Below are 21,887 nucleotides of genomic sequence, written 5' to 3'. Positions count from 1 at the left end.
ATTGAATGATTCGTTCGTATTGTGGGGAGTATTTTTAGCTAAAAAATGGTCAGCTAAAAAACTCTACTAGGCTATTAGCCTTCTAACACGCCCAATACGTCAGACTCTTTCATAATCAATAGTTCTTCACCGTTAACCTTTACGGTTTGACCAGCATACTGACCAAACAAAACTTTGTCGCCAGCTTTTACATCTAACGCACGGGTCTCACCGTTATCACGGATTTGGCCATTACCAACTGCGATCACTTCACCTTGTGAAGGTTTCTCTTGGGCAGAACCCGGCAGTAAAATACCACCAGCAGTTTTTGTTTCTTCTTCTATGCGGCGGACGACGATACGGTCATGTAAAGGACGAATGTTCATCGATATGACTCCAAAAATTGGTTGTTTGAATAAAGGGTTTATTTGAATTAATAGTCTCAATACCAGTATCTATAAGAGTCGCCATTCAATCATAGCAATCTAAAGATACGCTTTGAGCTTGTAACAAAAAGTGGGGGCAAGATAGGTTGGCTTCAAGTGTAAAGCCCAAAAATTTACAAGATTTTTTGTACCTTTGATTTTTTGTACTTTTGAAAGATGGCCATGCTTTTCGTATGCCACAAGATATTATTAAAAGTCTGATTGGCAAAAATTGGTTGAGCAAGCATAGCGATAACGCGATGAAACAAATCAGTGAATAAGCGGTAGAGTCTGCCTGATACTCTATTCAGTAATTTTTACTATGTTGCTAATGCGCACTTGTCATAGAGCCAATGTATAAAGCCAGTCACTCTAACAGTAACATTGGCTACAAGAGCCAAACGACAAGATGACTGACTGCTCTTGAAAAGGCAATCAGACATGGCCATTATAAGTGCCAACACTATTAAAATAGCACTGACATTATTAAAAAATCTCCATCAAAATCTAATATGTCGCATCAAAACCGATCAAGGAACATTCATGAAATTTTTATCAATGACCAAAGCCTCTCTTATAACCACTGACAAACAGCGCAGTAAGTCTAAGATTTTGACAGCCTTGACCACAGGTACCAGTATTGCTGCTATCGGAGCTTTAAGTATGACTGCCCCCACCCTTGCTAACGCCAAGACCGTACAACCTTCAAGTGCCAATTATAGTTTTACCGTAGAAGATAAATATAAAGGAACCGCGACTCGCACACTAAACCAGTCAGGCAATACGTGGAAGTACGATGTGAATGCGCGAGTTGCCGGCGTGGCAAGCGCTGCACAGAGCAGTACGTTTACCATTAACGGTAATAACGTCGTGCCAACCCAAGCTCAAACCACTTATAAATTGCTCGGTCTTGGTCGTACCCATAAGCTAAGCTTTAACCCAAGTGCAAAAAAGGTTACGAGTACGTATAAAGGCAAAACAACGACCATGAATATGGCACAGCAGGCCTTTGATGATTTGAGCCTTGAGGTGCAGATTCGCCAAGATTTATTAAATGGTAAGTTCTCTGGTAATTACTACATGGCAAAAAAAGACAAAATAGAAAAAACCCCTTTTAAGAAATCTGGCAACACCAAGATTACCGTGCCAGCAGGTACTTTTGATACGGTACGTGTTGACCGTATCCATGATGACGACAGTCGCTCTACCAGTTTTTGGCTAGCTCCAAGCTTGGACTACTTACCTGTAAAAGTGAGCCAAATCAACGACGGTAAAAAAATGGACTTAGAATTAACCAAGGTCAATTAATAAAAACAGCTACTGCTTTGAAGGTTTGAGAATTCTAGTCTCAGAATGATAGGCAATAAAAAAGCGGCGCTCTATATCAGAGTGCCGCTTTTTTTTTGTAAGAAGGTAAATCGCTTATGAACGCGGTTGTTTTACCACATTATTCATCGAGGGCAAACGTTTTAGCAAAATAAACAACCAGATATTAATCCCCAATAGTAATAAGAAATCAACTAAGTAAACGGCTATCTCAGCCCAACTACTGCCATAAGCACGTGTAAATAACACCACACCACTGGCACCCAAATACACAAGCGTAAACATACTGGCTATCAACAACGCATAAGGCGATCGTCCTCGCACTATCCATGGTGTCAGAATAAACGCTGGTACAAGCCATAGCAGTTGCCATGCAATGCCACCAACGATGTCAGGATTACTCGGGTTAAAAACGCTAATAAAAACAGGCAGTGCAATGAGCCTATAAACCAACCAAGCAAGCCAAGTCATCAGTAAACGCTGACGAATGGGGGCAATGGGTTTTTTAGCCTTAGCAGATTTGCCTACTCTTTTTTCAGGCGGGGTAACAGTTGTCTCGCTATCAGGGCGGTTGGTAACCATTGGATGTATTCGTTTCCTAGTTAATAATACCGTGCTTCATTATTCTCATATCACCATATAATGGTGGCTTAACGACGCCAGTTGGCTTGTGCCAAGGCAGTTGCACTAATCGCCAAACGACGACCTTGAGCGATTGCCAGCTCACGCTCATCGGCAGTGATGGGTTGATCGTGGGCAGCCCCACTAACATGACTGGCACCATATGGCGTACCACCTCGATCAGTACGGTTTAAAGCTGGTTCTCCATAAGGCACACCAAGAATGATCATGCCATGATGCATCAACGGCAACATCATTGTCAGCAGTGTCGTCTCTTGACCACCATGCATCGAACCTGTCGCTGTAAATACGGACGCTGGCTTATTTTGCAGGTTCCCTGCTAGCCAAAGGGTGACGGTATTGTCCCAAAAATACTTCATAGGCGCGGCCATATTGCCAAAGTGCGTTGGGCTCCCAAGCGCAAGGCCACTACAATTTTTTAGATCATCCATCGTACAATAAAGATCACCATCGTCTGGTATCGCAGGCTTACTTACCGTAGTTTCAGGTGCCACTGTTGGCACCGTGCGGATACGTGCCGTCATGCCAGCATCTTCAATACCTTGAGCGATAGCATAGGCCAATGTTTTAGTTGTACCATAACTAGAATAATAGAGTACCAAAACATAAGGGGCAGTCTGACTCATTAGCAACACTTCCTCATAAAGTCGTTCACGTTATTATTGATAACCATCATCTACATGGGCTTAGTTTTTGAGCTTATTTTTATGGTTGTCATTCAGACCATGATTGACTGGCTATATATCAATGCACAGCCAACGGTTTACACCATAGAATTGGGCATACATTATGCCCGAGTCTTTCCCTGACATGCAAACCACCCGGCTTTATATTATAGCGCTTAAGAGCCGATGGCAGTCACCACTGTGCATTTTGACACAATTAAAGGGCAGAAGATAATGGCGTATCTTTGTTACACTATTGTCACTTTATTGCTTGCTAAATGGTCAACATGGAAAACTTAACAAAAAAATTCCCGTTTTTGAATCAACGCTGGTTTCAATTCTTGCGATTTTTAACGCGGCATTTTTTTGAGGACAATTGCCAGCAAAAGGCAGCATCGCTGACGTACACCACAATGTTATCCATTGTGCCTATATTGACGGTACTGTTGATGATTTTATCTTCTGTGCCTGCGCTATCCTCGGTCAGAGCACAAATCTATGAGGTTATTTATAGTAACTTGCTACCGCGGTCGAGCATGCAAGTCAGCGAGTATATCAATAGCTTCGCTGAAAAATCGTCTAATCTGACCATCATCGGTGCCCTCATTTTATTTCTAACGACCATCTTGACGCTAACGACCATCGAGCGCGCATTTAATCAAATATGGCGAGTGGAAAATCGATCTGGCGGTATCAAAAGCATGATGCGTTATTGGACCATCGTGACTATGGGGCCCTTAGTGTTAGGCACAGCCTTTATCGCGTCAAGTACGGTACAAAGCTTGAGCTTTCTGAACCGACAGATCGCAGGGTATGGTATCGATTGGTCTTTTTGGGTGCAAGCTGTGTCGATAGGTATTACGTTGGCGGGCTTTATTGGAATGTATTGGTTCATTCCTAAAGCGCGTGTACCTGCAAAGAATGCCGCTATTGCAGGTATATTTGTGGCCATTGTATTTGAGTTGATGAAGTACCTTTTCGGTACTGTAATGGCCAACTTCACCAGTTATGAAGCAATTTATGGCGCTTTTGCTGCCTTACCCATCTTCTTATTATGGATTTTTTTATCATGGAACCTGATTTTATTAGGCGTTGAGATCAGTTATACCCTGACGATTTTTGAGACTGAAGAGGTCTATCCTCGTCACCCATTACTCAGTTTGCTTGATATGCTCAACTTGGTATATACGCATCATCTAAAAGGTGATGCTGTCAGCGAGCAGGCGCTGCGTAATGTCTTGGGACGTAAAGAGCTGCCAAAATGGTATACCTATATTAACTACCTACAGGACAGTAACCTCATTACCATGACTGAGGATGATGATTATGTGCTCAAAAGAGACTTGAGCAAAATGACGTTGTGGGATTTTTATCGGACGTTACCCTACCCTTTGCCGATCAAAGATGAGTTCGATGAGATGACCACAGAAGACCAAAAACCTTGGCTAAGCCTTCTCGTCGCACGTTTTGAAGACACTGAATCTTATGCTAAACGCCAATTAAACCTACCTTTGAGCACTGTTTTTGCCGATAGTGAACCGCGTAAAAAAGCTGACTCCAATGAAAAAAGCACGCTCAAAGATCATAAAAACACCCTATTTAGAAAGACCAAAACGCCATCAGACACCTCGTCATCGAATCACGATTCAAATCTCGAAAAATCACCACATTTTGATCCAGCAACTTATGATAAAGAAAGCGATGTCGAATATGATGAGAATAATAATGAAATACTGATTCCCATGGATGCGAATGAGGGTCATGACACACACCATTCTGAGACAGAGACTGCCAGACGCGATGATCACAGGCGCTCTATCATTACTGAAGCGGATAACCCGCAACCTTACCAGCCCAATAAAGAAAGCTGACTTGATATAGAGCTCAATACAATATCGCGCTCAAAACAAATCGGTATGATGACAAACAAACCCTATCCCTACTATGTGATTATTTTTGGATATTTTGCAGCTTATGACAATAAATAAAGACGAAACAAAAAGCTTGTGGATGCGGTTTTTTGATAGGGTTCAAAACATACCTAAGTCATTTATTCAGTTGTGGTCGCTCCAGACACTGACTGATTTGCCTGATCGACTCAGAAATTTGTGGCAGCAGCTGATCGGGTCTTATTGGTTTATCCCAACCGCCTGCGTACTGGTAGGATTATTGCTTGCGCCCTTGTTATTGACGATTGATCAGTATTTTGATCGAGAAGCGGTGAGAAAGATTACATTTGCGTTTACAGGAAATGACGATGCTGCACGCGCTATTATGACCTCGATTGCAGGAGCTGTTTTGGGTGTGGCAGGAACCACTTTTTCCATTACCATTGCTGTATTATCCATGGCCTCGTCTCAGTTTGGCCCACGATTACTGCGCAATTTTTTGACAGATACCCCAAACCAGTTTGTATTGGGTGCTTTTATTGGCACCTTTAGTTATAGCTTGCTTGTATTAAAGTCTATTCATAAGTACGATGTGGATTTTGGCGTCCCGCAATTAGCAGTGACTTTTGCCATTATCATGGCTATCATTTGCGCGCTTTTACTGGTCTACTTTGTCCAACATATGGTTCACGCCATTCAAGCGTCGCATGTTATTCAAGGTGCCAGTAATGAAGCCATTAAAAATATCCATTATTGGTATAGCGATCATTGTGAGATTCAGCATCAGCGTGATATTGACTCTCACGATCTTAAGACGTTTCATACATGGTCTGCGACGCCCATTTATCCTTCAAGCTCAGGTTATGTTCAACAAATCTATCTTGAGTCGTTAATCACTCTGACTCAAGAGTATGGCGGCGTGGTGCAAATACAAGTTAATACAGGTGACTATGTCACCAACCAAAACGTTATTGGTTATTTTTACCAACGCCCAGTAGATCATCCCAATAACCAGCAAATCACAGATCTGCCTCATTTAGCGGTTTTGCCGCGTGCGCCTGATGGCGAATTTTGGCAGCGGTTTGCAGGCTGTATACGACTCGAACAACGCGTGTCACACTCTAATGATATCTCTTATAGCTTGAGTCAAATGACTGAGATCGCTGTGCGCGCTTTGTCTCCTGGCATCAATGATCCAAAGACGGCCGTCAACTGTGTACAGTCTTTGACAAGTTGCCTGAGTATTATGATGCGCCGTCAACCACCCACTTCTTATCACTTTCATGTTCCAACGCAAGAAAACGAAACCTCAGAGACCATCGACCAAGCACCACGCGCTGCCATATTGGCAGTGGTGACTTATATACCCACGATTTTGGACTTTATTAATATATCGCTTGGTGAGATACGGCGTTATGCGGCAACGGATCTGATGGTATTAAAATCCTTGTGTCAGGCAATGGTCAATTTAAATTATTCTTGCGTCAATCATGCTCAGCAACAAACGCTCCTACATGAGCTTGAGCTGATTAAGCGTGCAGGTGAAGAGAATTTAAGCTATCAAGAATTGGTGGATGACTTAATAGATATGTGCCAACAAGCAGAGCAATTCATTCTTGATAAGAATGCCCAGCACAAGCACTTTCATTATGCCAGCGAGTTTGCCGCCCACGTTCGTCAGTCGCTACAAACACAATCACGCTAATCATTAGACGACTGGTCATTCTTAGATTTGTATAATGTTATGAGTTATACCTAACCTAGATGCCAGCGTCGTCACTAAGTGTCACTACTATAAGCTCTAGGCTTAATGTGATTCATATTTATAAGAGACCCTCTATGGCTACTGCAACCAGCCTTACTATTCTTGAAATCAGCGCCATATTTTTATCGATTACTGCATCTTTGGCTTATGTCAATCACCGCTTTATTGGCCTACCGACCACGATTGGCGTCATGGCTATTTCTATCTTGTTGTCTATCGGGGCGATATTTTTAGGGTTTTTGGGGTTTGATCAGCTCATTGATTATGAGGTCAGTCTATTAGAGCAGCTTGATTTTACCGAAGTATTATTAGATGGCATGCTCTCCATGCTGTTATTTGCTGGTGCATTACACGTCAACATCAGTGATTTAAAACGTTATAAGCTGCCGATTGGCATTCTTGCGGGGCTTGGCACTATCGTATCCGCTCTGCTTATTGCTCTTGCTATTTATTTTATGTTGCCCCTATTTGGGTTTGGCCTGCCCTTTATTTGGTGTTTGTTATTTGGAGCTCTGATATCGCCCACAGATCCTATTGCAGTAATGGGCATTCTTGCTTCAGCTGGTGCACCGAAAAGCGTTGAAACCGTTATTTCTGGCGAGTCCCTATTTAACGATGGTATTGGCGTGGTTATTTTTGTGTTGTTGCTTGGCATTCTAGCCAGTGGCGATATCCCAACGGTCAGTTATGTGGCACATACCTTAGCAGTTGAAGCTGGCGGTGGTATTCTTTTTGGCTTAGTACTTGGGGCAATCTTGTACTATCTACTCAAGAGCATCGACAGCTATCAAGAAGAGGTACTATTGACACTAGCAGGCGTCATCGGTGGTTATGCATTGGCCAGTCATTGGCATTTATCAGGCCCACTCGCGATGGTAATGGTCGGTCTCATGGTTGGCAATCGCGGACGGGCGCTTGCGATGAGTGATAAGACGCGGCATTACATCGATTTGTTTTGGGAGTTGGTTGATGAGATTTTAAACGCTATCTTGTTTGTTCTTATTGGTTTAGAAGTAGTAATGATTGTCTATTCAAGCAATTTATTTATCGCAAGCGGCTTGACCATTATTATTGCCTTGGTAGCACGCTTCATTGTAGTGGGAATGACCACCAAAACCTTTCATCGTCAACTGGATTTGCCAACTGGGGCTTGGAAGGTATTGACATGGGGTGGACTGCGTGGCGGTATCTCAGTGGCTCTAGTATTGCAGTTACCGATGGGCGATGAGCGCGATATCTTATTGGCACTCACTTACGCCGTCGTGATATTTTCTATTTTGGTACAAGGCCTCAGTGTTGGCCGAGTGGCAAAAAGTATTCGTCCTGATGACAAAAAAGCCAGCGTATGAATAAAATCTCTATACCAAAAAGCCAGCATAGACATATTCTATGCTGGCTTTTGTTGCATTTTAAAGCGTATTAATCTCACTTTGATAGTTGAGATGCTTTATATCAAACCCTTTCGTTTCATATTACGATATACCACGATGACAATCAGAACATTTAAGACCAAGATAGCAAAGTTAAACCAATCAAACGGATTGGCTAGCAAATAGTAAAGCTCGATAGGAATAAATATACCGTAGCCAAGCACACCAAACCAATACGCCCATGTTCTATCTTGCCATAACCCATAAGCTTCAACGAAGCGCAAACTAGCATAAGCCACAATCAATAGTAAAAATATTGGCCAGTTTTTACTGGCTTGTTGAGCGATTTGTACGGCACTATCTACTTGAGGTGCCAAGAGCTGACCGAACCTTCGTTGCCAGAAAGCTGCAATCATTGTCAGCCAGTGATCAAGATTATTATGCCACGACCACAATGCCATTGCCCCTAGCAGTGCGCCCACTCCTTTAACCACCTCATAGATTGCCACCGCCTTAATGGACTCACTAGAAGTACTTTGCAGGCTTTCGTGCTGGTCACGTAAATTCGGCTCATAATCCTTCGAGGATGATGGCAGATTGTCATCCTGTCTTGGTAAATTAGCCAAAGAAAGTCTCCACAACACGACCTTGTAGTTGTTGGTTAAAAAACGGCGTGTTTTTGCCGTTTGATAGCATAGATTGTGCTGTCACTTGCCATTCTATATTAGGATCAACCAAAACAGCGCCACCAATTTTTTCGTACTGCTCGCTGATTCCAGCAATTTTGGCAGGGTTCAAACAGATTTTGTCTACCAGCTGCTCTAACGTAAGTACTTCATCATGCACGAGCTGACATGCCAGCGCCATAAACGTATCAAAGTTTGAAATACCAGGTGTACTTTCAGCAAATGGGGCTTTTTTAGCGGTGCTATTTAGTGGTTCGTGATGACTACAAATGGCATCAATCGTGCCATCTTTTAGACCCCGTCGAATGGCTTGCTGGTCAGTATTACTACGTAATGGTGGTAACACATAAGCTTGTGCGTTAAACCCTTCTAAATTGTCGTCAGTCAAATACAGCTGATGCATGGCCACATCACACGTCACAGGCAACCCTTTGTCTTTTGCCCAGCGCATCAGCTCAATAGATGATTTGCAAGACAATTGGCTAAAATGTGCGGCAACGCCTGTCTCTTCGACCATCAGCAACTGGGTAGATAACGCCACCGTTTCAGCAATCCATGGAATACCCTGCAACCCGTGATAAGACGCAATATAGCCCTCATGCGCGACCCCTTCTCCCGACAAGCTTGGCTCGTCTGGATAAAAGAATACTTTCATACCAAACGTCGCTGCATACTCTAGTGTCCGTAATAGCACCAAATCATTACGAAAAGGTCTGCGCGCGTTAGAGACAGCAATACAGCCGCCTTTTTTCAAGCCTGCAATATTGGAGGGTTGCTCGCCTTCTAACCCAGCGGTCAATGCACCCAAAATATGTAAGTAAATGCCACCATCATCAAGCGCACGCTCACGTAGGCCTTTTAACAGCGATCCGTTTTCTAAGATAGGATTGGTGTCAGGTGGAATCACCACATGTAAAAAACCATTGCCACGAGCCGCGCGACCTTCTGATTCTAGCGTACCGTGTTGCTGCTGGCCAGGCTCTCGTAAGCGCGCGCACAAATCAACCAATGGTGGTAGCAACCACATTTCACGCTCAGCTTCGATGGAAGCCAGTTTGTCTGTGACAGCATTTGGCAGAGCGTTTTTAATGGTTTGAGGAAGATGATCTCGTATTGTTGCCTCAGTATTGAGCAAAGTAGACATGAGCGTTATTACCGTATCAATGAAATAAAAGAAATAAGAATAAAGTGGCAAGCAAGCTATTAACGGTTGCCAGCTTGATGCGCGCGTTGGCCTTCCATAGCCAGTGATAACACAGCCATACGGATAGCAATACCGTTATTCACTTGCTTTAAGATCACCGATTGCGCCCCATCAGCCACACTCGATGCAATCTCAACGCCGCGATTCATCGGCCCAGGATGCATAACCAGTGCATCAGGTTTGGCAAGTGCCACACGCTCAGGTGTAATACCATAGTGTTTGTAGTACTCACTTGATGACGCTAATAACGGCGAACCGATACGCTCATTTTGGATTCTCAATCCCATGATGACATCGCAATCCGTCACACACTCATTCATATTTTCATAAACGTTTACCCCATAACGCTCAATCCCTTTCGGCAATAACGTAAGCGGCGCACAGACGCGAATATCCTTTACACCTAGAGTCTGCAAGGCACTGATATCAGAGCGTGCTACTCGTGAATGCTTAATATCACCAACGATAGCCACTGACAGCTCTTCAAACGGACGCGGCGCTTCTCGATGAATGGTCAGCATATCAAGCATGCCTTGGGTCGGATGCGCATGCCAGCCATCACCGCCATTGATGATGGCAATATCAGGCGTCACTTCTGTTGCCATAAAATGCGCAGCGCCAGATGCTGAATGTCGCACCACAAAGATGTCTGCCGTCATCGCTTGCAAATTCCACAGCGTATCGCGTAGGCTCTCCCCTTTTTTGGTACTAGAGCGTTCGATATCGATGTTCAATACATTGGCACCCAAACGTTTTTCAGCAACCTCAAAGGTTGTACGTGTACGAGTCGATGGCTCAAAAAACAAATTCATCACCGTATACCCTTCAAGCTCAGGACGGTTAATCAGTTGTCCTTTATCATCAAAAAACGTTTCTGCTTTTGCGATAATGGCTTGCAGCTGTGCTTTACTCAAACCTTCAACACCCAAAAAATGGCGAATACTGCCATCAGAATTGAGCTGGGGACGACTCAGCGAAGTGTTGAGTTTGTGATGAATGGCATTGGAATCAAGCGTGGCATAATCAGTCGACAAGGCCGCATGTGTTGAATTGCTATCGGGAGAATTTGACATAATGGCAAGTCTTTATTGTGGGTTTATATGAGTCTATCGTAATCACTTATTCGTTTTTATTCGAGCATTTACGGTTGATACGCACAGACACGAGGACATTCAGACACTTATTTGCTACAATTTACGCTAACAAGATAAGCACTATACGATATCTTCAGCCGCTCTATAGATGAGATAAGTCAACCTTTAGCATCTATCATAGAGAATAGGCTGATCAAAACTATCAATGAATAATAACAGATATAGTGTAGCTGATTTTTTGGTCAGGACAAAGTTGCCTGATGGGCTATTTTAAAATCTGTCAAACTAAACGTGGTTGATACCACCCTTTCTTCTTTTAATACTGATCTATTTTTTACTCCCACTATCATCCAGCAGGACATCTTATGACAACCTTAACAAATTATCTCAACGATCACGCAGCCAATCCTGCCCTTAATGACGTGATTACCACCGTCACTGATGTGGGTAAAACCATCTCACAATTACTGAGAAAAGGCGCTTTAGCGGACATTTTAGGGGAAGCTGGGAATCAAAACGTTCAAGGCGAAGATCAGAAAAAGCTGGATGTGTTGGCCAATGACTTGTTGTTAGATGCTTTGGCAAAAAACGCACATTGTGCTGGCGTTGCGTCAGAAGAATTGGATGATGCAACTCCTGCCAACGCTGATGGTAGCCTACTGGTGTTATTTGACCCACTAGATGGCTCATCAAATATTGATATCAATATGGCTGTTGGTACGATTTTTTCGATTCTACCGTATGAGCGTCAAGGCCAAACAAGTGAGAACAGTGATTACTTGCAGGCAGGCACCAAACAGCTTGCAGCAGGGTATTTATTATATGGTACCTCTACCGTATTGGCACTTACGATAGCAGATAAGGTGGTCATGTTCAGCTTAGACCCAGATACAGGTGACTACGTACTGATAGAAGATAATGTGCAAATTAAAGCAGATACCAGCGAATATGCAATCAATGCCTCAAATTACCGCTATTGGCGTGCGCCTATGCAGCAGTATATTGATGAGTTAATCGCAGGTGAGACTGGTGTACGCAGTCGCGACTTCAACACGCGCTGGGTAGCAGCCATGGTTGGTGACGTTCATCGTATTTTGTGTCGCGGTGGTCTGTTCACTTATCCGTTTGATACCAAATACGCTCACAAAGCGGGCAAACTACGCTTGATGTATGAAGCCAACCCAATGAGCTTATTAATTGAACGTGCTGGAGGCGGTGCCACTGATGCGGTCAATCGTATTTTGGATATCGAACCGACTGATATTCATCAACGCGTACCTGTGGTGCTCGGTAGTAAGAACGAAGTCAATTACGTCAAAGACTTACATGTGAACTATACTGAAAAATAATCGTTTGCAGTGCACATTGATAGTAGCCAGTATAGCGTCTAACGTTTATATGACATTATACTGGTTATCCAAACCGTTCTCATTTTATCCTCTTCTCTAAGCGATCCACTATGGTCTCAAATCCTACCGAGCTGATTACCTCAGATAAGAATACAACAGTCAAATTGGTCAAAGCGCTATTGTCGCAAGCGCGCCAGCGTAAAAAGCAGGGTCAGACAGTCATTGAAGGTGTGCATCTTATTGACGCCGCCCTTCGTAGTGACTACCCATTTGTCCAAATACTATTGTCCGAGTCAGCACAGGCGCATCCTGAAGTACAGCAAATATTAGCACGCCTACCAACCTACACGCCTATTTTGACGCTGTCAGATACGCTATATGCAAGTATCCGAACCCTAGGGACAGGTATCGATATTATGGCAGTCATCAAGGTGCCAACGCCCACCTTATCAACAATAAAAGAAGATTGCTTGATTTTAAATGACGTGCAGGATAGTGGCAATGTAGGCACCCTACTGCGCACAGCCGCAGCAGTTGGCATCTCCAATATTCTGTGCACCAGTGCCACTGCTCAAGCATGGTCTCCTAAAACCTTACGTGCGGGTATGGGTGCGCAATTTGCCCTCACTATCTATGAAGGCTTGAGTGTACAAGATATTTTAGATCACATAAAAACACCATTTTTTGCCACCAGCTCTCATACCGATACCGTCATCTATCAGCATGACTTAACAGCGCCCATTGCTTGGATTATGGGACATGAAGGTCAAGGGGTTTGCGATGAGCTCATGCAATGCGCCACACCTATTGCACTACCGCAGCCAAATGGACAAGAAAGCCTTAATGTTGCTATTGCAGGGTCGCTTTGCTTGTATGAGACTCTACGCCAACGACATTATGCCTAGTTGATATGCTCTTTAAATTGTCTGCAACATAAAAAACCCACTATCGGCTGATAGTGGGTTTTTATTAAATAGCTCTTATTGGAGCAATTACTGATAGCCTAGATTTTGCTGGTCAATTCAGGCAATGCTTCAAACAAATCCGCTTCCAAGAAGTAATCAGCAACGCTTGCAATCGGAGACTCTGGATCATTATTGATCGCGACAATGACTTTAGAATCTTTCATACCCGCTAAATGCTGAATGGCGCCTGAGATACCAGCAGCGATATACAGTTGCGGTGCCACAATTTTACCTGTTTGACCGACCTGCATATCGTTTGGTACATAGCCTGCATCAACAGCCGCACGTGAGGCACCAACAGCTGCGCCTAGTTTGTCAGCCAATGGCTCAATGTACTTGGTGAAGTTTTCACCATTTGCCAATGCACGACCACCAGAAACAACGATACCAGCTGATGTCAATTCTGGACGATCAGACTTAGCCATTTCCTCGTTTACGAAGCTGGCTTTGCCAGTGTCTTGTACGTTATCGATTGTTTCAACCGTCGCTGAACCACCTTCACTTGCCACTGGGTCAAACGCAGTCGTACGTACGGTTAGTACCACTTTATCTTCTGTCGTTTTTACGGTTGCCGTTGCATTACCTGCATAGATAGGACGCTCAAACGTTTGCGCATCTACCACACCTGAGATTTCTGACAGCATGCTGACGTCAAGTAACGCTGCAACGCGTGGCATAAAGTTTTTACCAGTCGTAGTCGCAGCTGCTAGGATATGGCTGTAATCACCAGCGACATCAGCAACCAATAGCGCAACATTGCCCGCCAGTTGATGCTCATAGGCTGCATTGTCAGCTAGTAGTACTTTCGTCACGCCTTCTGCTTTCGCTGCTTCATCAGCAACGGCTTGGGCACCACTACCTGCCACTAATACATGGATATCACCACCGATTTGCTTAGCAGCAGCGATGGTGTTCAAAGTTGCCTTTTTTAGACTGGCATTGTCATGTTCTGCATATACCAAAATTGCCATGGTTTTAATCCTTTATTTTTTTGTATCGTCTATTCGTTTGGTTGTTTCTGTCCAATACCGTTTATACCTTGAATCTCAATACAGCTTCGTTTGGTATCACAACGCTGGACAGGATAAGTAAGTATTAAATGACTTTTGCTTCATTTCTTAGCTTATCAATCAACTCATCAACTGACCCTACTTTGATACCAGCTTTGCGATCGGCAGGTGGTACCACTTTAATAATTTCTTGCTTAGAGGTCATGTCAACACCAAAGTCGGCTGGTGTCTTCTCATCTAGCTGCTTTTTCTTCGCTTTCATGATGTTCGGCAATTTTGCGTAACGTGGCTCATTCAAACGCAAATCTGTCGTGATAACCGCTGGTAAGGCCAAAGAAACGGTTTGTAGACCACCATCAATTTCACGAGTTACGTTTACTTTATCGCCTTCAACTTTTACTTCTGAAGCAAAGGTGCCTTGACCAATACCCATCAATGCCGCTAGCATCTGACCCGTTTGGTTATTGTCATCATCAATGGCCTGTTTGCCGAGCAGAATAATATCAGTGCTTTCAGTTTCAGCAATACTTTTTAAAATCTTGGCAACTTGTAATGGATATGGTTTTTCGTCACTCACGACTAAAATACCACGATCTCCGCCTAAGGCTAAGGCTGCACGGATCTGCTCTTGCGACTCTTTTGGCCCAATTGATGCCACAATAACTTCGTCAATAACGCCCGCTTCTTTTAGGCGAACGGCTTCTTCTACCGCAATTTCGTCAAATGGGTTTATTGACATCTTAGTGTTTGATAGATCAACGCCAGAGTTATCAGCTTTTACACGAACTTTTACGTTATAATCAATGACACGCTTGACCGCTACTAATGCTTTCATACGTTCCTCGTTTATTAATGTTATGAGTTAAAATTATCAGTTAAGAACCAAGGGTTCAGGGTTGTTCAAAGTTGTACTTAAAGTGATGATTGCTCAGCAAAAACAGAGTTCAGTTATATAAGCCGATGCTAGTACTATTGACTCCGTGAGACACAGAGGCCAAAGCCAAGCCAATCATTATTATCAGACCTATGTATCTTGCGTGAGCACAGGCACCACGTCAAGACAACGCCGTGAATAATGCGTCATAAATTTGTCACTATTTCATAAAAAATAGTTTATAAGCGTATGATTTCATCATTTTTTGCTTAAATACCTCACTGGTCATACCTTTATAGCATCGCTAACACTCTGTCTACATAACGTTTTGTTATTATTTATCTCTTTAAAGCCACCAGATTACCGAAGATTTATTGTGATGAGCACTTATCAGTTGTAATCAATAGCTCACTGTCGCGCACATCGTTGAACAAACTCCAGTCAGGTGTCACCTTATTATTTTTTATCACACTCATATCACCTGTGGTTTCCATAATAACGGCAAACACTTCGGTTTTGGATTTGATACCATTTTTACGTAATACTTCTTGAACGTCACTGGTAGCAAGGTTTGCTTCTTTTAAATTATCCCAAAAATACTCACCATGCGCCATTAATATGATGGCTTGATTGTCGATTAAAGCTTTTAATGGCTTCACTTTTCGTCTGAAAAGCGATATGACGCCTTGTATTAAAAACAATACAGCCACTGCAAACAATCCCTGCAATAATGCTGGTGTTTCAGATATCACCGTTGAAGCAAGGATACTACCGATAGCCACTGTCATGGCAAAGTCATGACTTGATAGCTTAGAGAAACTGCGCAGTCCCATCAACCGTGTGAATAACATAAGCCCTATATAAAACCCTATCGCCGATAGAGAAATACCTAACACTTGCTGCCAATCCATTAATAACCACGTTTCCCATTTCATAGCACATCCTTTTTTACTGCCTGTTTTTCACATCAGTATTTTTATTATTAGATAGTATTTGTCGTCCACAGCCATCATTTTATCGTGTCATAAAAAAAGTATAAAAAAAGCAACCTGATGAGAGGTTGCTTTTTTTTGAAGTCGAAACAGTATTTTTATTGTTTTAACAAACAAAGTAATCAATGCATATTTGTAATCTAACTATTACTAAACTCGCTGAAAATCAGTTTATTCAATAAAAAATTAGATTAGATAGCTTCGATTTGCTCAGCCTGTGGGCCTTTTTTGCCATCACCTAAGATGAAAGACACTTTTTGGCCTTCGGCTAGAGTTTTGAAACCATTGCCTTGGATAGCGCTGTAGTGAGCGAATACATCTTGTCCGCCATTGTCTTGAGCAATAAAACCAAAACCTTTAGCTTCATTAAACCACTTTACAGTGCCTTCAACTTTATCTGACATAAATTTTCCTAACTCTTTAACTGTTGGCGAGACTTGTGTCGTCACCGATTAATTGATATATACCCAAACTATTTTTTGCTTGGTTTGATGATTAAAACCACCAAACTACCTCAGAGTTAACATAAGGTTTTCGCCCAAAAATCTTTGAATACCACTTGATTATAGCAGCTTTTCTTAATCGCAACTGGTTAAATTGATGATTTTTGTAAACAATTATAACCGCTCTAAGAGGACCAATTTGTCAAGCAAGCACTCGCCTATACTACTGATATTAAATATAATTTTATCATTAAATGTTCAGAGCTTAAATAAAAACCAATGATTTGATTTGAAGAATCCACCACAAAGATACCTAGTGAGTAACAATACAAAAATATTTTATTGAAATATGGGTAGCCATGGTGAACTCAGCACTAGCAAACAAAGAGCGAAAAATATCAACGAAAATGACTGACTATAAGCGATGTATTTGGCTGGTATGACCAAGTCTTTGGGAGAGTCAGGAACCCCTTTACGTTTTAAGAGACGGGTGCCATAAATCCAACCAAAAGTCGTATAAATACCATAAGCCGCAGGGACGGTGATGGCTAAGGGCGTTAGATCAATCACATATAACATGACTACAGAAATAAAGAACCACAAGGTGTCTAGGAGTGAGCTGATTTGGAAAAACTTAGACTTTGGTAATTTGCCATTCGTTTTCTTAAGCGTTTCTCCTTGTATCCAAATTAACACTGCTATTACGGCGCTGAGAGTAACATATATGAATTGCGGCGTTAGCCAGTCAGGATTAGATATTTGCACAACACACAACCTGTAATCTATGAAAAATAAAAATGAAGGAATTTTTGTTCTCTCTGACCTGTCAAAGACAAATCAAGATACCGATCGTCGTCTTATTGAGCAATCAATTAAAGAACATAAAGCCGATTGTATACATTGGGGACTCACAATCGCTTTTCAAGCCATGCGCTCAGACCTCTATCACAACCTGCTCAAATAGTACTCATTAAAAAACCCACGCTATGCTCTCATAACGTGGGTTTTTTATGACTCACTAATAATATTAGCGTTAAATAACGACTTAGTTCTTATCTTTATCGATAATCTTGTTGCCACCAATCCAAGGCATCATGCCGCGAAGCTTGGCACCAGTCACTTCGATTTGATGCTCGGCATTGTTACGGCGACGAGCAGTCATTGATGGGTAGTTGGTTGCGCCTTCAGAGATGAACATTTTTGCGTATTCGCCAGACTGGATACGTTTTAATGCGTTACGCATGGCTTCACGAGATTGCTCATTGATAACCTCAGGGCCAGTGACATATTCGCCATATTCAGCGTTGTTACTGATTGAATAGTTCATATCAGCAATACCGCCTTCATACATCAAGTCAACGATCAGCTTAAGCTCATGCAAGCACTCAAAATAAGCCATTTCTGGCGCATAACCTGCTTCTGTTAGCGTCTCAAAGCCCATTTTAACTAGCTCTACTGCACCGCCACAAAGAACCGCTTGCTCACCAAATAGATCCGTTTCAGTCTCATCTTTGAATGTCGTTTCGATGATGCCTGAACGACCACCGCCAACACCAGCAGCATAAGAAAGGGCTACTTGCTTGGCTTGACCTGAAGCATCTTGATAAATAGCGATAAGATCAGGGATACCACCACCTTTTGTGAACTCAGAACGAACGGTATGACCTGGTGCTTTAGGCGCAACCATGATGACGTCAAGATCACTACGTGGTACAACTTGGTTGTAATGAATCGCAAAACCGTGAGCAAATGCTAAGGTGGCGCCTTCTTTGATATTAGGTTCGATCACGTCACTGTAAAGCTCTTTTTGGAACTCATCAGGCGTCAAAATCATGACTACGTCAGCAGCTTTTACCGCCTCTTCTACTTCAGCAACTTTTAAGCCTGCGTTTTCTGCTTTTTTCCATGAGCCTGAGCCTGCGCGTAGACCAACAGTTACGTCAACATCTGAATCTTGTAGATTAAGAGCGTGTGCATGGCCTTGTGAACCGTAGCCAATAATAGCAACTTTTTTGCCTTGGATAATCGATAGATCACAATCTTTGTCATAAAATACGTTCATAAATAGAGTCCTTTTCCTCAATCATGGCTTACCATGGATAAATGAGCGCTTGGTTTGCAGCCACTTTAATAAATGAATTGCTCGCTAAGCGCGATGTTAAATTCTAAATCAATACGTTTAAAATGCGATGTTTGGGCATAACCAACATTGGTTATAAGCTAAGGGTTTTCTCGCCACGAGCAATACCAATCACACCCGAGCGCACAACTTCCATAATACGGTCACGACCAATCACGTCGATAAAACCATCTAACTTTGCTTTGTCGCCAACGATTTGAATCGTATATAAAGCTGCATTAACGTCAACAATCTGGGCGCGAAAAATATCAGCACTGCGTTTTATTTCTTCACGCACGTTACCTGTTGCACGTACTTTGATCAGCATCAGCTCACGCTCTACATGCACTGTGTCTGATAAGTTATGCACTTTAACGACTTCAATCAACTTATGCAATTGCTTGGTAATTTGTTCAATTCTTTCAGGTGACGTAATGGTCGTTAATGTCAAACGTGAAATGCTTGGATCATCGGTGGGCGCCACGTTGAGTGTTTCGATATTATAGCCACGCTGTGAGAACAAGCCGACCAATCGCGACAACGAACCTGCTTCATTTTCCATTAATACTGAAATAAGATGTTGTTGCTGCATTAGGTACGCTCCCCTTTTGTTAACCACATATCACGCATGGCTTGTCCAGCAATTTGCATCGGATACACATGCTCATCTCGATCGACATAAACGTCAATAAATACCAATCTGTCTTTAATCGCCATGGCCTCAGCCAACTGTGCTTCCATGGTCTCAGGGTCGGTAATCTTAATGCCCACATGACCATAGCTTTCAGCCAATTTTACAAAGTCTGGTAACGAGTTCATATAAGACTGCGCATGACGACCTTCATACAACATGTCCTGCCACTGTTTGACCATACCCAACTGAGCGTTGTTTAGATTCAAAATCTTGACTGGCAAATTGTACTGCAAGCACGTAGATAGCTCTTGGATATTCATCTGAATAGAGCCTTCGCCAGTAATACACACCACATCACGCTCAGGATTGACAAGCTTGGCTGCCATTGCATACGGTAGGCCTACGCCCATCGTACCAAGACCACCTGAGTTCAACCACTGACGCGGCTCATCATACGTATAATATAGTGCAGCAAACATCTGATGTTGACCTACATCACTTGTGATAATGGCTTTACCATCGGTGATTTTGCATAATGCTTGCACAACATTTTGTGGCTTAATGCCGTTATCTGTATTGGTGTCATAACGCAGACCATGACGTTTACGCCACTCATTGATCTGCGACCACCAATCAAGTAGTGCATGTTGCTCAAGCTCTTTGTCGTGCCCAATAATATCTAGCATGTCTGTTAATACAGACTTCACATCACCAACGATAGGAATATGAGCCAAAATCGTTTTAGAAATAGAGGCCGGATCGATATCAATATGGATAATCGTTGCATTTGGGCAGAATTTTTTGACGTTATTGGTGACACGGTCATCAAAACGCGCACCAACTGCCAAAATGACATCAGCATGATGCATGGTCATATTGGCTTCATAAGTGCCGTGCATACCAAGCATACCCAAAAACTGACGATCAGAACCAGGAAAAGTACCAAGACCCATTAGCGTGTTGGTCACAGGTAAATTTAGACGATGAGCAAGATCTGTCAGCTCTTCGTGTGCCTTACTCCAAATCACGCCACCACCCGCATAAATCACCGGACGCTGTGCAGACAATAAGGTCTCAACGGCTTTTTTGATTTGACCGCTATGACCTTTTAAGGAAGGCTGATACGAGCGTATGAACACCTCTTCTGGATATTCGTACGCGAATTTTTCGTTGGGTGCCGTCATGTCTTTAGGCACGTCGATGACTACTGGGCCTGGACGCCCAGACTGTGCAATATAAAACGCTTTTTTGACGATGCTTGGAATCTCGCTCGCATGACGCACTTGAAAGCTATGCTTCACGATAGGACGTGAGACACCTACCATATCGGTTTCTTGGAAAGCGTCTTCACCAATAAGGCTACTTGGCACCTGACCGGCGATTACAACCATCGGCACTGAGTCCATAAAAGCTGTCGCAATAGCCGTCACAGTGTTGGTTGCACCAGGACCTGACGTTGCTAATACGACACCTGTCTTACCTGTCACGCGTGAGTAAGCATCTGCCATGTGACCCGCCGCTTGCTCATGACGCACCAAGATATGTTCGATATTATCTTGTTGAAACAAAGCGTCATAAATATGCAGTACAGCACCGCCTGGATAGCCAAAAATATATTCAACGCCTTCATCAGTCAGCGATTGAACCAATATCTCAGCACCAGACAGCTTTACAGGCTGACCAGTATTCTCAGCAAGACGTTGTTGTTTCTTTTCAAAGTTTTTGGCAGCATTACCCGTTTGGGTATGTCCAGTCATGTTTGGACTTTGCGTAGTTTGCGTCACTGTCGTCACCCTTTTTTGTGGCAAAAAATTGCGTTATTTCATAAAAGAAAACAACCACGTTTGCACATTGTTGTCCATCTCATAAAAATGAATGCCAATTCTTGTGTAGGACAAGAATTTGTGCCCGCTGTGTTTCAGCAATGTATGTAAGGTCAGTTTTGTGACGGCGTTTATCGATATACAGTGACAAGATGCAAAGGCATCTATAAAAGAGGCTTATTATTGATGATGAATATCAGTCAGTATTCGTATGAATGGGTGGACACAAATGCCTTAATATAGATAGAGTCAATCACTCTCATAGCCAATACTAGCTTATAAAATTATTAGGCTTTATAAGTGTTTCAGCAAAACAATCTATATTCACATACCATACCAATTTAGTAATACCGTTAGGATCATGCGTAGTTAAATATCAAATAATAAGTTTATCTTAGTCATTGTAGACAGATAAGTCCGGAGACAATGTATAAGGTTATTCATAGTAATACCTATGACTACTATATTTCTCATATCATTGTCACAAAGAAAATAAAACTGCGTCAGCTACCGATAAGTAACCCGTGGTTATTATTTTCAAGTGCCACGGCAATATAATAAAAGCCGTTCACTGACCAATCAACGTCTATTATATTCGATTGTTTATGAGCCATTGTCAAGAAAAAATTCTAA

Annotated in this window: 20 protein-coding genes; 6 read left to right on the top strand and 14 right to left on the bottom strand. The window is 42.6% G+C overall.

Features of this window, described 5'->3' with window-relative positions; translation table 11 throughout:
- Nucleotides 1-74: 74 nt before the first annotated feature.
- On the bottom strand, nt 75-365 hold the full coding sequence (gene groES / locus CZ794_RS06245; protein WP_087040786.1) for a co-chaperone GroES: 291 nt from the start codon (nt 363-365) through the stop codon (nt 75-77).
- Between the two features lie 582 nt (nt 366-947).
- On the opposite strand from groES, the gene CZ794_RS06240 reads away from it, so the two are divergent.
- On the top strand, nt 948-1,712 hold the full coding sequence (locus CZ794_RS06240; protein WP_143515705.1) for a DUF3108 domain-containing protein: 765 nt from the start codon (nt 948-950) through the stop codon (nt 1,710-1,712).
- Nucleotides 1,713-1,826: 114 nt separating this feature from the next.
- On the opposite strand, the gene CZ794_RS06235 is transcribed toward CZ794_RS06240, so the two are convergent.
- Complete coding sequence (locus tag CZ794_RS06235) at nt 1,827-2,312, bottom strand: hypothetical protein (protein WP_087040785.1); 486 nt, start codon at nt 2,310-2,312, stop codon at nt 1,827-1,829.
- Nucleotides 2,313-2,380: 68 nt separating this feature from the next.
- A complete protein-coding gene (gene wrbA, locus CZ794_RS06230) occupies nt 2,381-2,998 on the bottom strand; it encodes an NAD(P)H:quinone oxidoreductase (protein WP_087040784.1) in 618 nt (205 codons plus the stop codon).
- A 326-nt stretch (nt 2,999-3,324) separates the two neighbouring features.
- Here wrbA and CZ794_RS06225 point away from each other — a divergent pair, with 326 nt between their 5' ends.
- The 3 genes from CZ794_RS06225 (at nt 3,325) to CZ794_RS06215 (ending at nt 8,040) form a co-directional block, all read left to right on the top strand.
- Entirely contained in the window at nt 3,325-4,908 is a 1,584-nt protein-coding gene (locus CZ794_RS06225; protein ID WP_087040808.1) for a YihY/virulence factor BrkB family protein, read from the top strand.
- Between the two features lie 103 nt (nt 4,909-5,011).
- The gene (locus CZ794_RS06220; protein ID WP_087040783.1) at nt 5,012-6,631 is read left to right on the top strand and encodes a DUF2254 domain-containing protein; all 1,620 of its coding nucleotides are present in this window, start codon (nt 5,012-5,014) and stop codon (nt 6,629-6,631) included.
- Nucleotides 6,632-6,765: 134 nt separating this feature from the next.
- Nucleotides 6,766-8,040 carry a sodium:proton antiporter gene (locus CZ794_RS06215; protein WP_087040782.1) on the top strand — a complete coding sequence of 425 codons (1,275 nt, stop codon included), beginning with the start codon at nt 6,766-6,768 and terminating at the stop codon, nt 8,038-8,040.
- A 98-nt stretch (nt 8,041-8,138) separates the two neighbouring features.
- Here CZ794_RS06215 and CZ794_RS06210 read toward each other — a convergent pair whose 3' ends face one another.
- From CZ794_RS06210 to CZ794_RS06200, 3 genes are all read right to left on the bottom strand, one after another.
- Nucleotides 8,139-8,687, bottom strand: coding sequence for a DUF2127 domain-containing protein (locus tag CZ794_RS06210; protein WP_087040781.1), 549 nt, complete (start codon nt 8,685-8,687; stop codon nt 8,139-8,141).
- Entirely contained in the window at nt 8,680-9,837 is a 1,158-nt protein-coding gene (locus CZ794_RS06205; protein WP_373407901.1) for a dihydroorotase, read from the bottom strand. The genes CZ794_RS06210 and CZ794_RS06205 overlap by 8 nt, the downstream gene beginning before the upstream one ends.
- 113 nt (nt 9,838-9,950) lie before the next feature.
- The gene (locus tag CZ794_RS06200) at nt 9,951-11,024 is read right to left on the bottom strand and encodes an aspartate carbamoyltransferase catalytic subunit (protein ID WP_087040780.1); all 1,074 of its coding nucleotides are present in this window, start codon (nt 11,022-11,024) and stop codon (nt 9,951-9,953) included.
- A gap of 386 nt (nt 11,025-11,410) precedes the next feature.
- On the opposite strand from CZ794_RS06200, the gene CZ794_RS06195 reads away from it, so the two are divergent.
- Nucleotides 11,411-12,394, top strand: coding sequence for a class 1 fructose-bisphosphatase (locus tag CZ794_RS06195; RefSeq protein WP_087040779.1), 984 nt, complete (start codon nt 11,411-11,413; stop codon nt 12,392-12,394).
- A gap of 110 nt (nt 12,395-12,504) precedes the next feature.
- A complete protein-coding gene (locus CZ794_RS06190; RefSeq protein WP_087040778.1) occupies nt 12,505-13,299 on the top strand; it encodes an RNA methyltransferase in 795 nt (264 codons plus the stop codon).
- Nucleotides 13,300-13,397: 98 nt separating this feature from the next.
- On the opposite strand, the gene CZ794_RS06185 is transcribed toward CZ794_RS06190, so the two are convergent.
- The 8 genes from CZ794_RS06185 to CZ794_RS06145 all read right to left on the bottom strand — a co-directional run bounded on the left by CZ794_RS06185 (nt 13,398) and on the right by CZ794_RS06145 (nt 21,188).
- Nucleotides 13,398-14,330, bottom strand: coding sequence for an electron transfer flavoprotein subunit alpha/FixB family protein (locus CZ794_RS06185; RefSeq protein WP_087040777.1), 933 nt, complete (start codon nt 14,328-14,330; stop codon nt 13,398-13,400).
- A 124-nt stretch (nt 14,331-14,454) separates the two neighbouring features.
- Nucleotides 14,455-15,204: an electron transfer flavoprotein subunit beta/FixA family protein gene (locus CZ794_RS06180; protein ID WP_087040776.1), complete on the bottom strand. Its 750-nt coding sequence runs from the start codon at nt 15,202-15,204 to the stop codon at nt 14,455-14,457.
- 410 nt (nt 15,205-15,614) lie between these two features.
- Nucleotides 15,615-16,178 (bottom strand): DUF421 domain-containing protein, encoded by a 564-nt coding sequence (locus CZ794_RS06175; protein ID WP_087040775.1) that lies wholly within the window; start codon nt 16,176-16,178, stop codon nt 15,615-15,617.
- Nucleotides 16,179-16,426: 248 nt separating this feature from the next.
- On the bottom strand, nt 16,427-16,639 hold the full coding sequence (locus CZ794_RS06170) for a cold-shock protein (RefSeq protein ID WP_057758834.1): 213 nt from the start codon (nt 16,637-16,639) through the stop codon (nt 16,427-16,429).
- Between the two features lie 378 nt (nt 16,640-17,017).
- Nucleotides 17,018-17,443, bottom strand: coding sequence for a hypothetical protein (locus tag CZ794_RS06165; RefSeq protein ID WP_087040774.1), 426 nt, complete (start codon nt 17,441-17,443; stop codon nt 17,018-17,020).
- Nucleotides 17,444-17,723: 280 nt separating this feature from the next.
- Entirely contained in the window at nt 17,724-18,740 is a 1,017-nt protein-coding gene (gene ilvC, locus CZ794_RS06155; RefSeq protein WP_087040772.1) for a ketol-acid reductoisomerase, read from the bottom strand.
- Between the two features lie 151 nt (nt 18,741-18,891).
- A complete protein-coding gene (ilvN, locus tag CZ794_RS06150; protein ID WP_062843957.1) occupies nt 18,892-19,389 on the bottom strand; it encodes an acetolactate synthase small subunit in 498 nt (165 codons plus the stop codon).
- Nucleotides 19,389-21,188, bottom strand: a complete 1,800-nt coding sequence (locus CZ794_RS06145) for an acetolactate synthase 3 large subunit (protein WP_227681563.1) — start codon at nt 21,186-21,188, stop codon at nt 19,389-19,391. Before CZ794_RS06145 ends, ilvN begins: the two co-directional genes overlap by 1 nt.
- Between the last annotated feature and the right edge of the window lie 699 nt (nt 21,189-21,887).

The sequence above is a fragment of the Psychrobacter sp. JB385 genome (assembly GCF_900163785.1).
Classification (GTDB): Bacteria; Pseudomonadota; Gammaproteobacteria; order Pseudomonadales; family Moraxellaceae; genus Psychrobacter.
The sequence above is the reverse complement of the archived record's forward strand: the minus strand, read 5'-3'. Positions and strand labels throughout refer to the sequence as shown.

Excerpts from the sequence above, each read along its gene's own strand:
- groES (WP_087040786.1), bottom strand. The coding sequence starts at position 365 with ATGAACATTCGTCCTTTACATGACCGTATCGTCGTCCGCCGCATAGAA.
- CZ794_RS06240 (WP_143515705.1), top strand. The coding sequence starts at position 948 with ATGAAATTTTTATCAATGACCAAAGCCTCTCTTATAACCACTGACAAA.
- CZ794_RS06235 (WP_087040785.1), bottom strand. The coding sequence starts at position 2,312 with ATGGTTACCAACCGCCCTGATAGCGAGACAACTGTTACCCCGCCTGAA.
- wrbA (WP_087040784.1), bottom strand. The coding sequence starts at position 2,998 with ATGAGTCAGACTGCCCCTTATGTTTTGGTACTCTATTATTCTAGTTAT.
- CZ794_RS06225 (WP_087040808.1), top strand. The coding sequence starts at position 3,325 with ATGGAAAACTTAACAAAAAAATTCCCGTTTTTGAATCAACGCTGGTTT.
- CZ794_RS06220 (WP_087040783.1), top strand. The coding sequence starts at position 5,012 with ATGACAATAAATAAAGACGAAACAAAAAGCTTGTGGATGCGGTTTTTT.
- CZ794_RS06215 (WP_087040782.1), top strand. The coding sequence starts at position 6,766 with ATGGCTACTGCAACCAGCCTTACTATTCTTGAAATCAGCGCCATATTT.
- CZ794_RS06200 (WP_087040780.1), bottom strand. The coding sequence starts at position 11,024 with ATGTCAAATTCTCCCGATAGCAATTCAACACATGCGGCCTTGTCGACT.
- CZ794_RS06195 (WP_087040779.1), top strand. The coding sequence starts at position 11,411 with ATGACAACCTTAACAAATTATCTCAACGATCACGCAGCCAATCCTGCC.
- CZ794_RS06190 (WP_087040778.1), top strand. The coding sequence starts at position 12,505 with ATGGTCTCAAATCCTACCGAGCTGATTACCTCAGATAAGAATACAACA.
- CZ794_RS06185 (WP_087040777.1), bottom strand. The coding sequence starts at position 14,330 with ATGGCAATTTTGGTATATGCAGAACATGACAATGCCAGTCTAAAAAAG.
- CZ794_RS06180 (WP_087040776.1), bottom strand. The coding sequence starts at position 15,204 with ATGAAAGCATTAGTAGCGGTCAAGCGTGTCATTGATTATAACGTAAAA.
- CZ794_RS06175 (WP_087040775.1), bottom strand. The coding sequence starts at position 16,178 with ATGAAATGGGAAACGTGGTTATTAATGGATTGGCAGCAAGTGTTAGGT.
- CZ794_RS06170 (WP_057758834.1), bottom strand. The coding sequence starts at position 16,639 with ATGTCAGATAAAGTTGAAGGCACTGTAAAGTGGTTTAATGAAGCTAAA.
- ilvC (WP_087040772.1), bottom strand. The coding sequence starts at position 18,740 with ATGAACGTATTTTATGACAAAGATTGTGATCTATCGATTATCCAAGGC.
- ilvN (WP_062843957.1), bottom strand. The coding sequence starts at position 19,389 with ATGCAGCAACAACATCTTATTTCAGTATTAATGGAAAATGAAGCAGGT.
- CZ794_RS06145 (WP_227681563.1), bottom strand. The coding sequence starts at position 21,188 with ATGACTGGACATACCCAAACGGGTAATGCTGCCAAAAACTTTGAAAAG.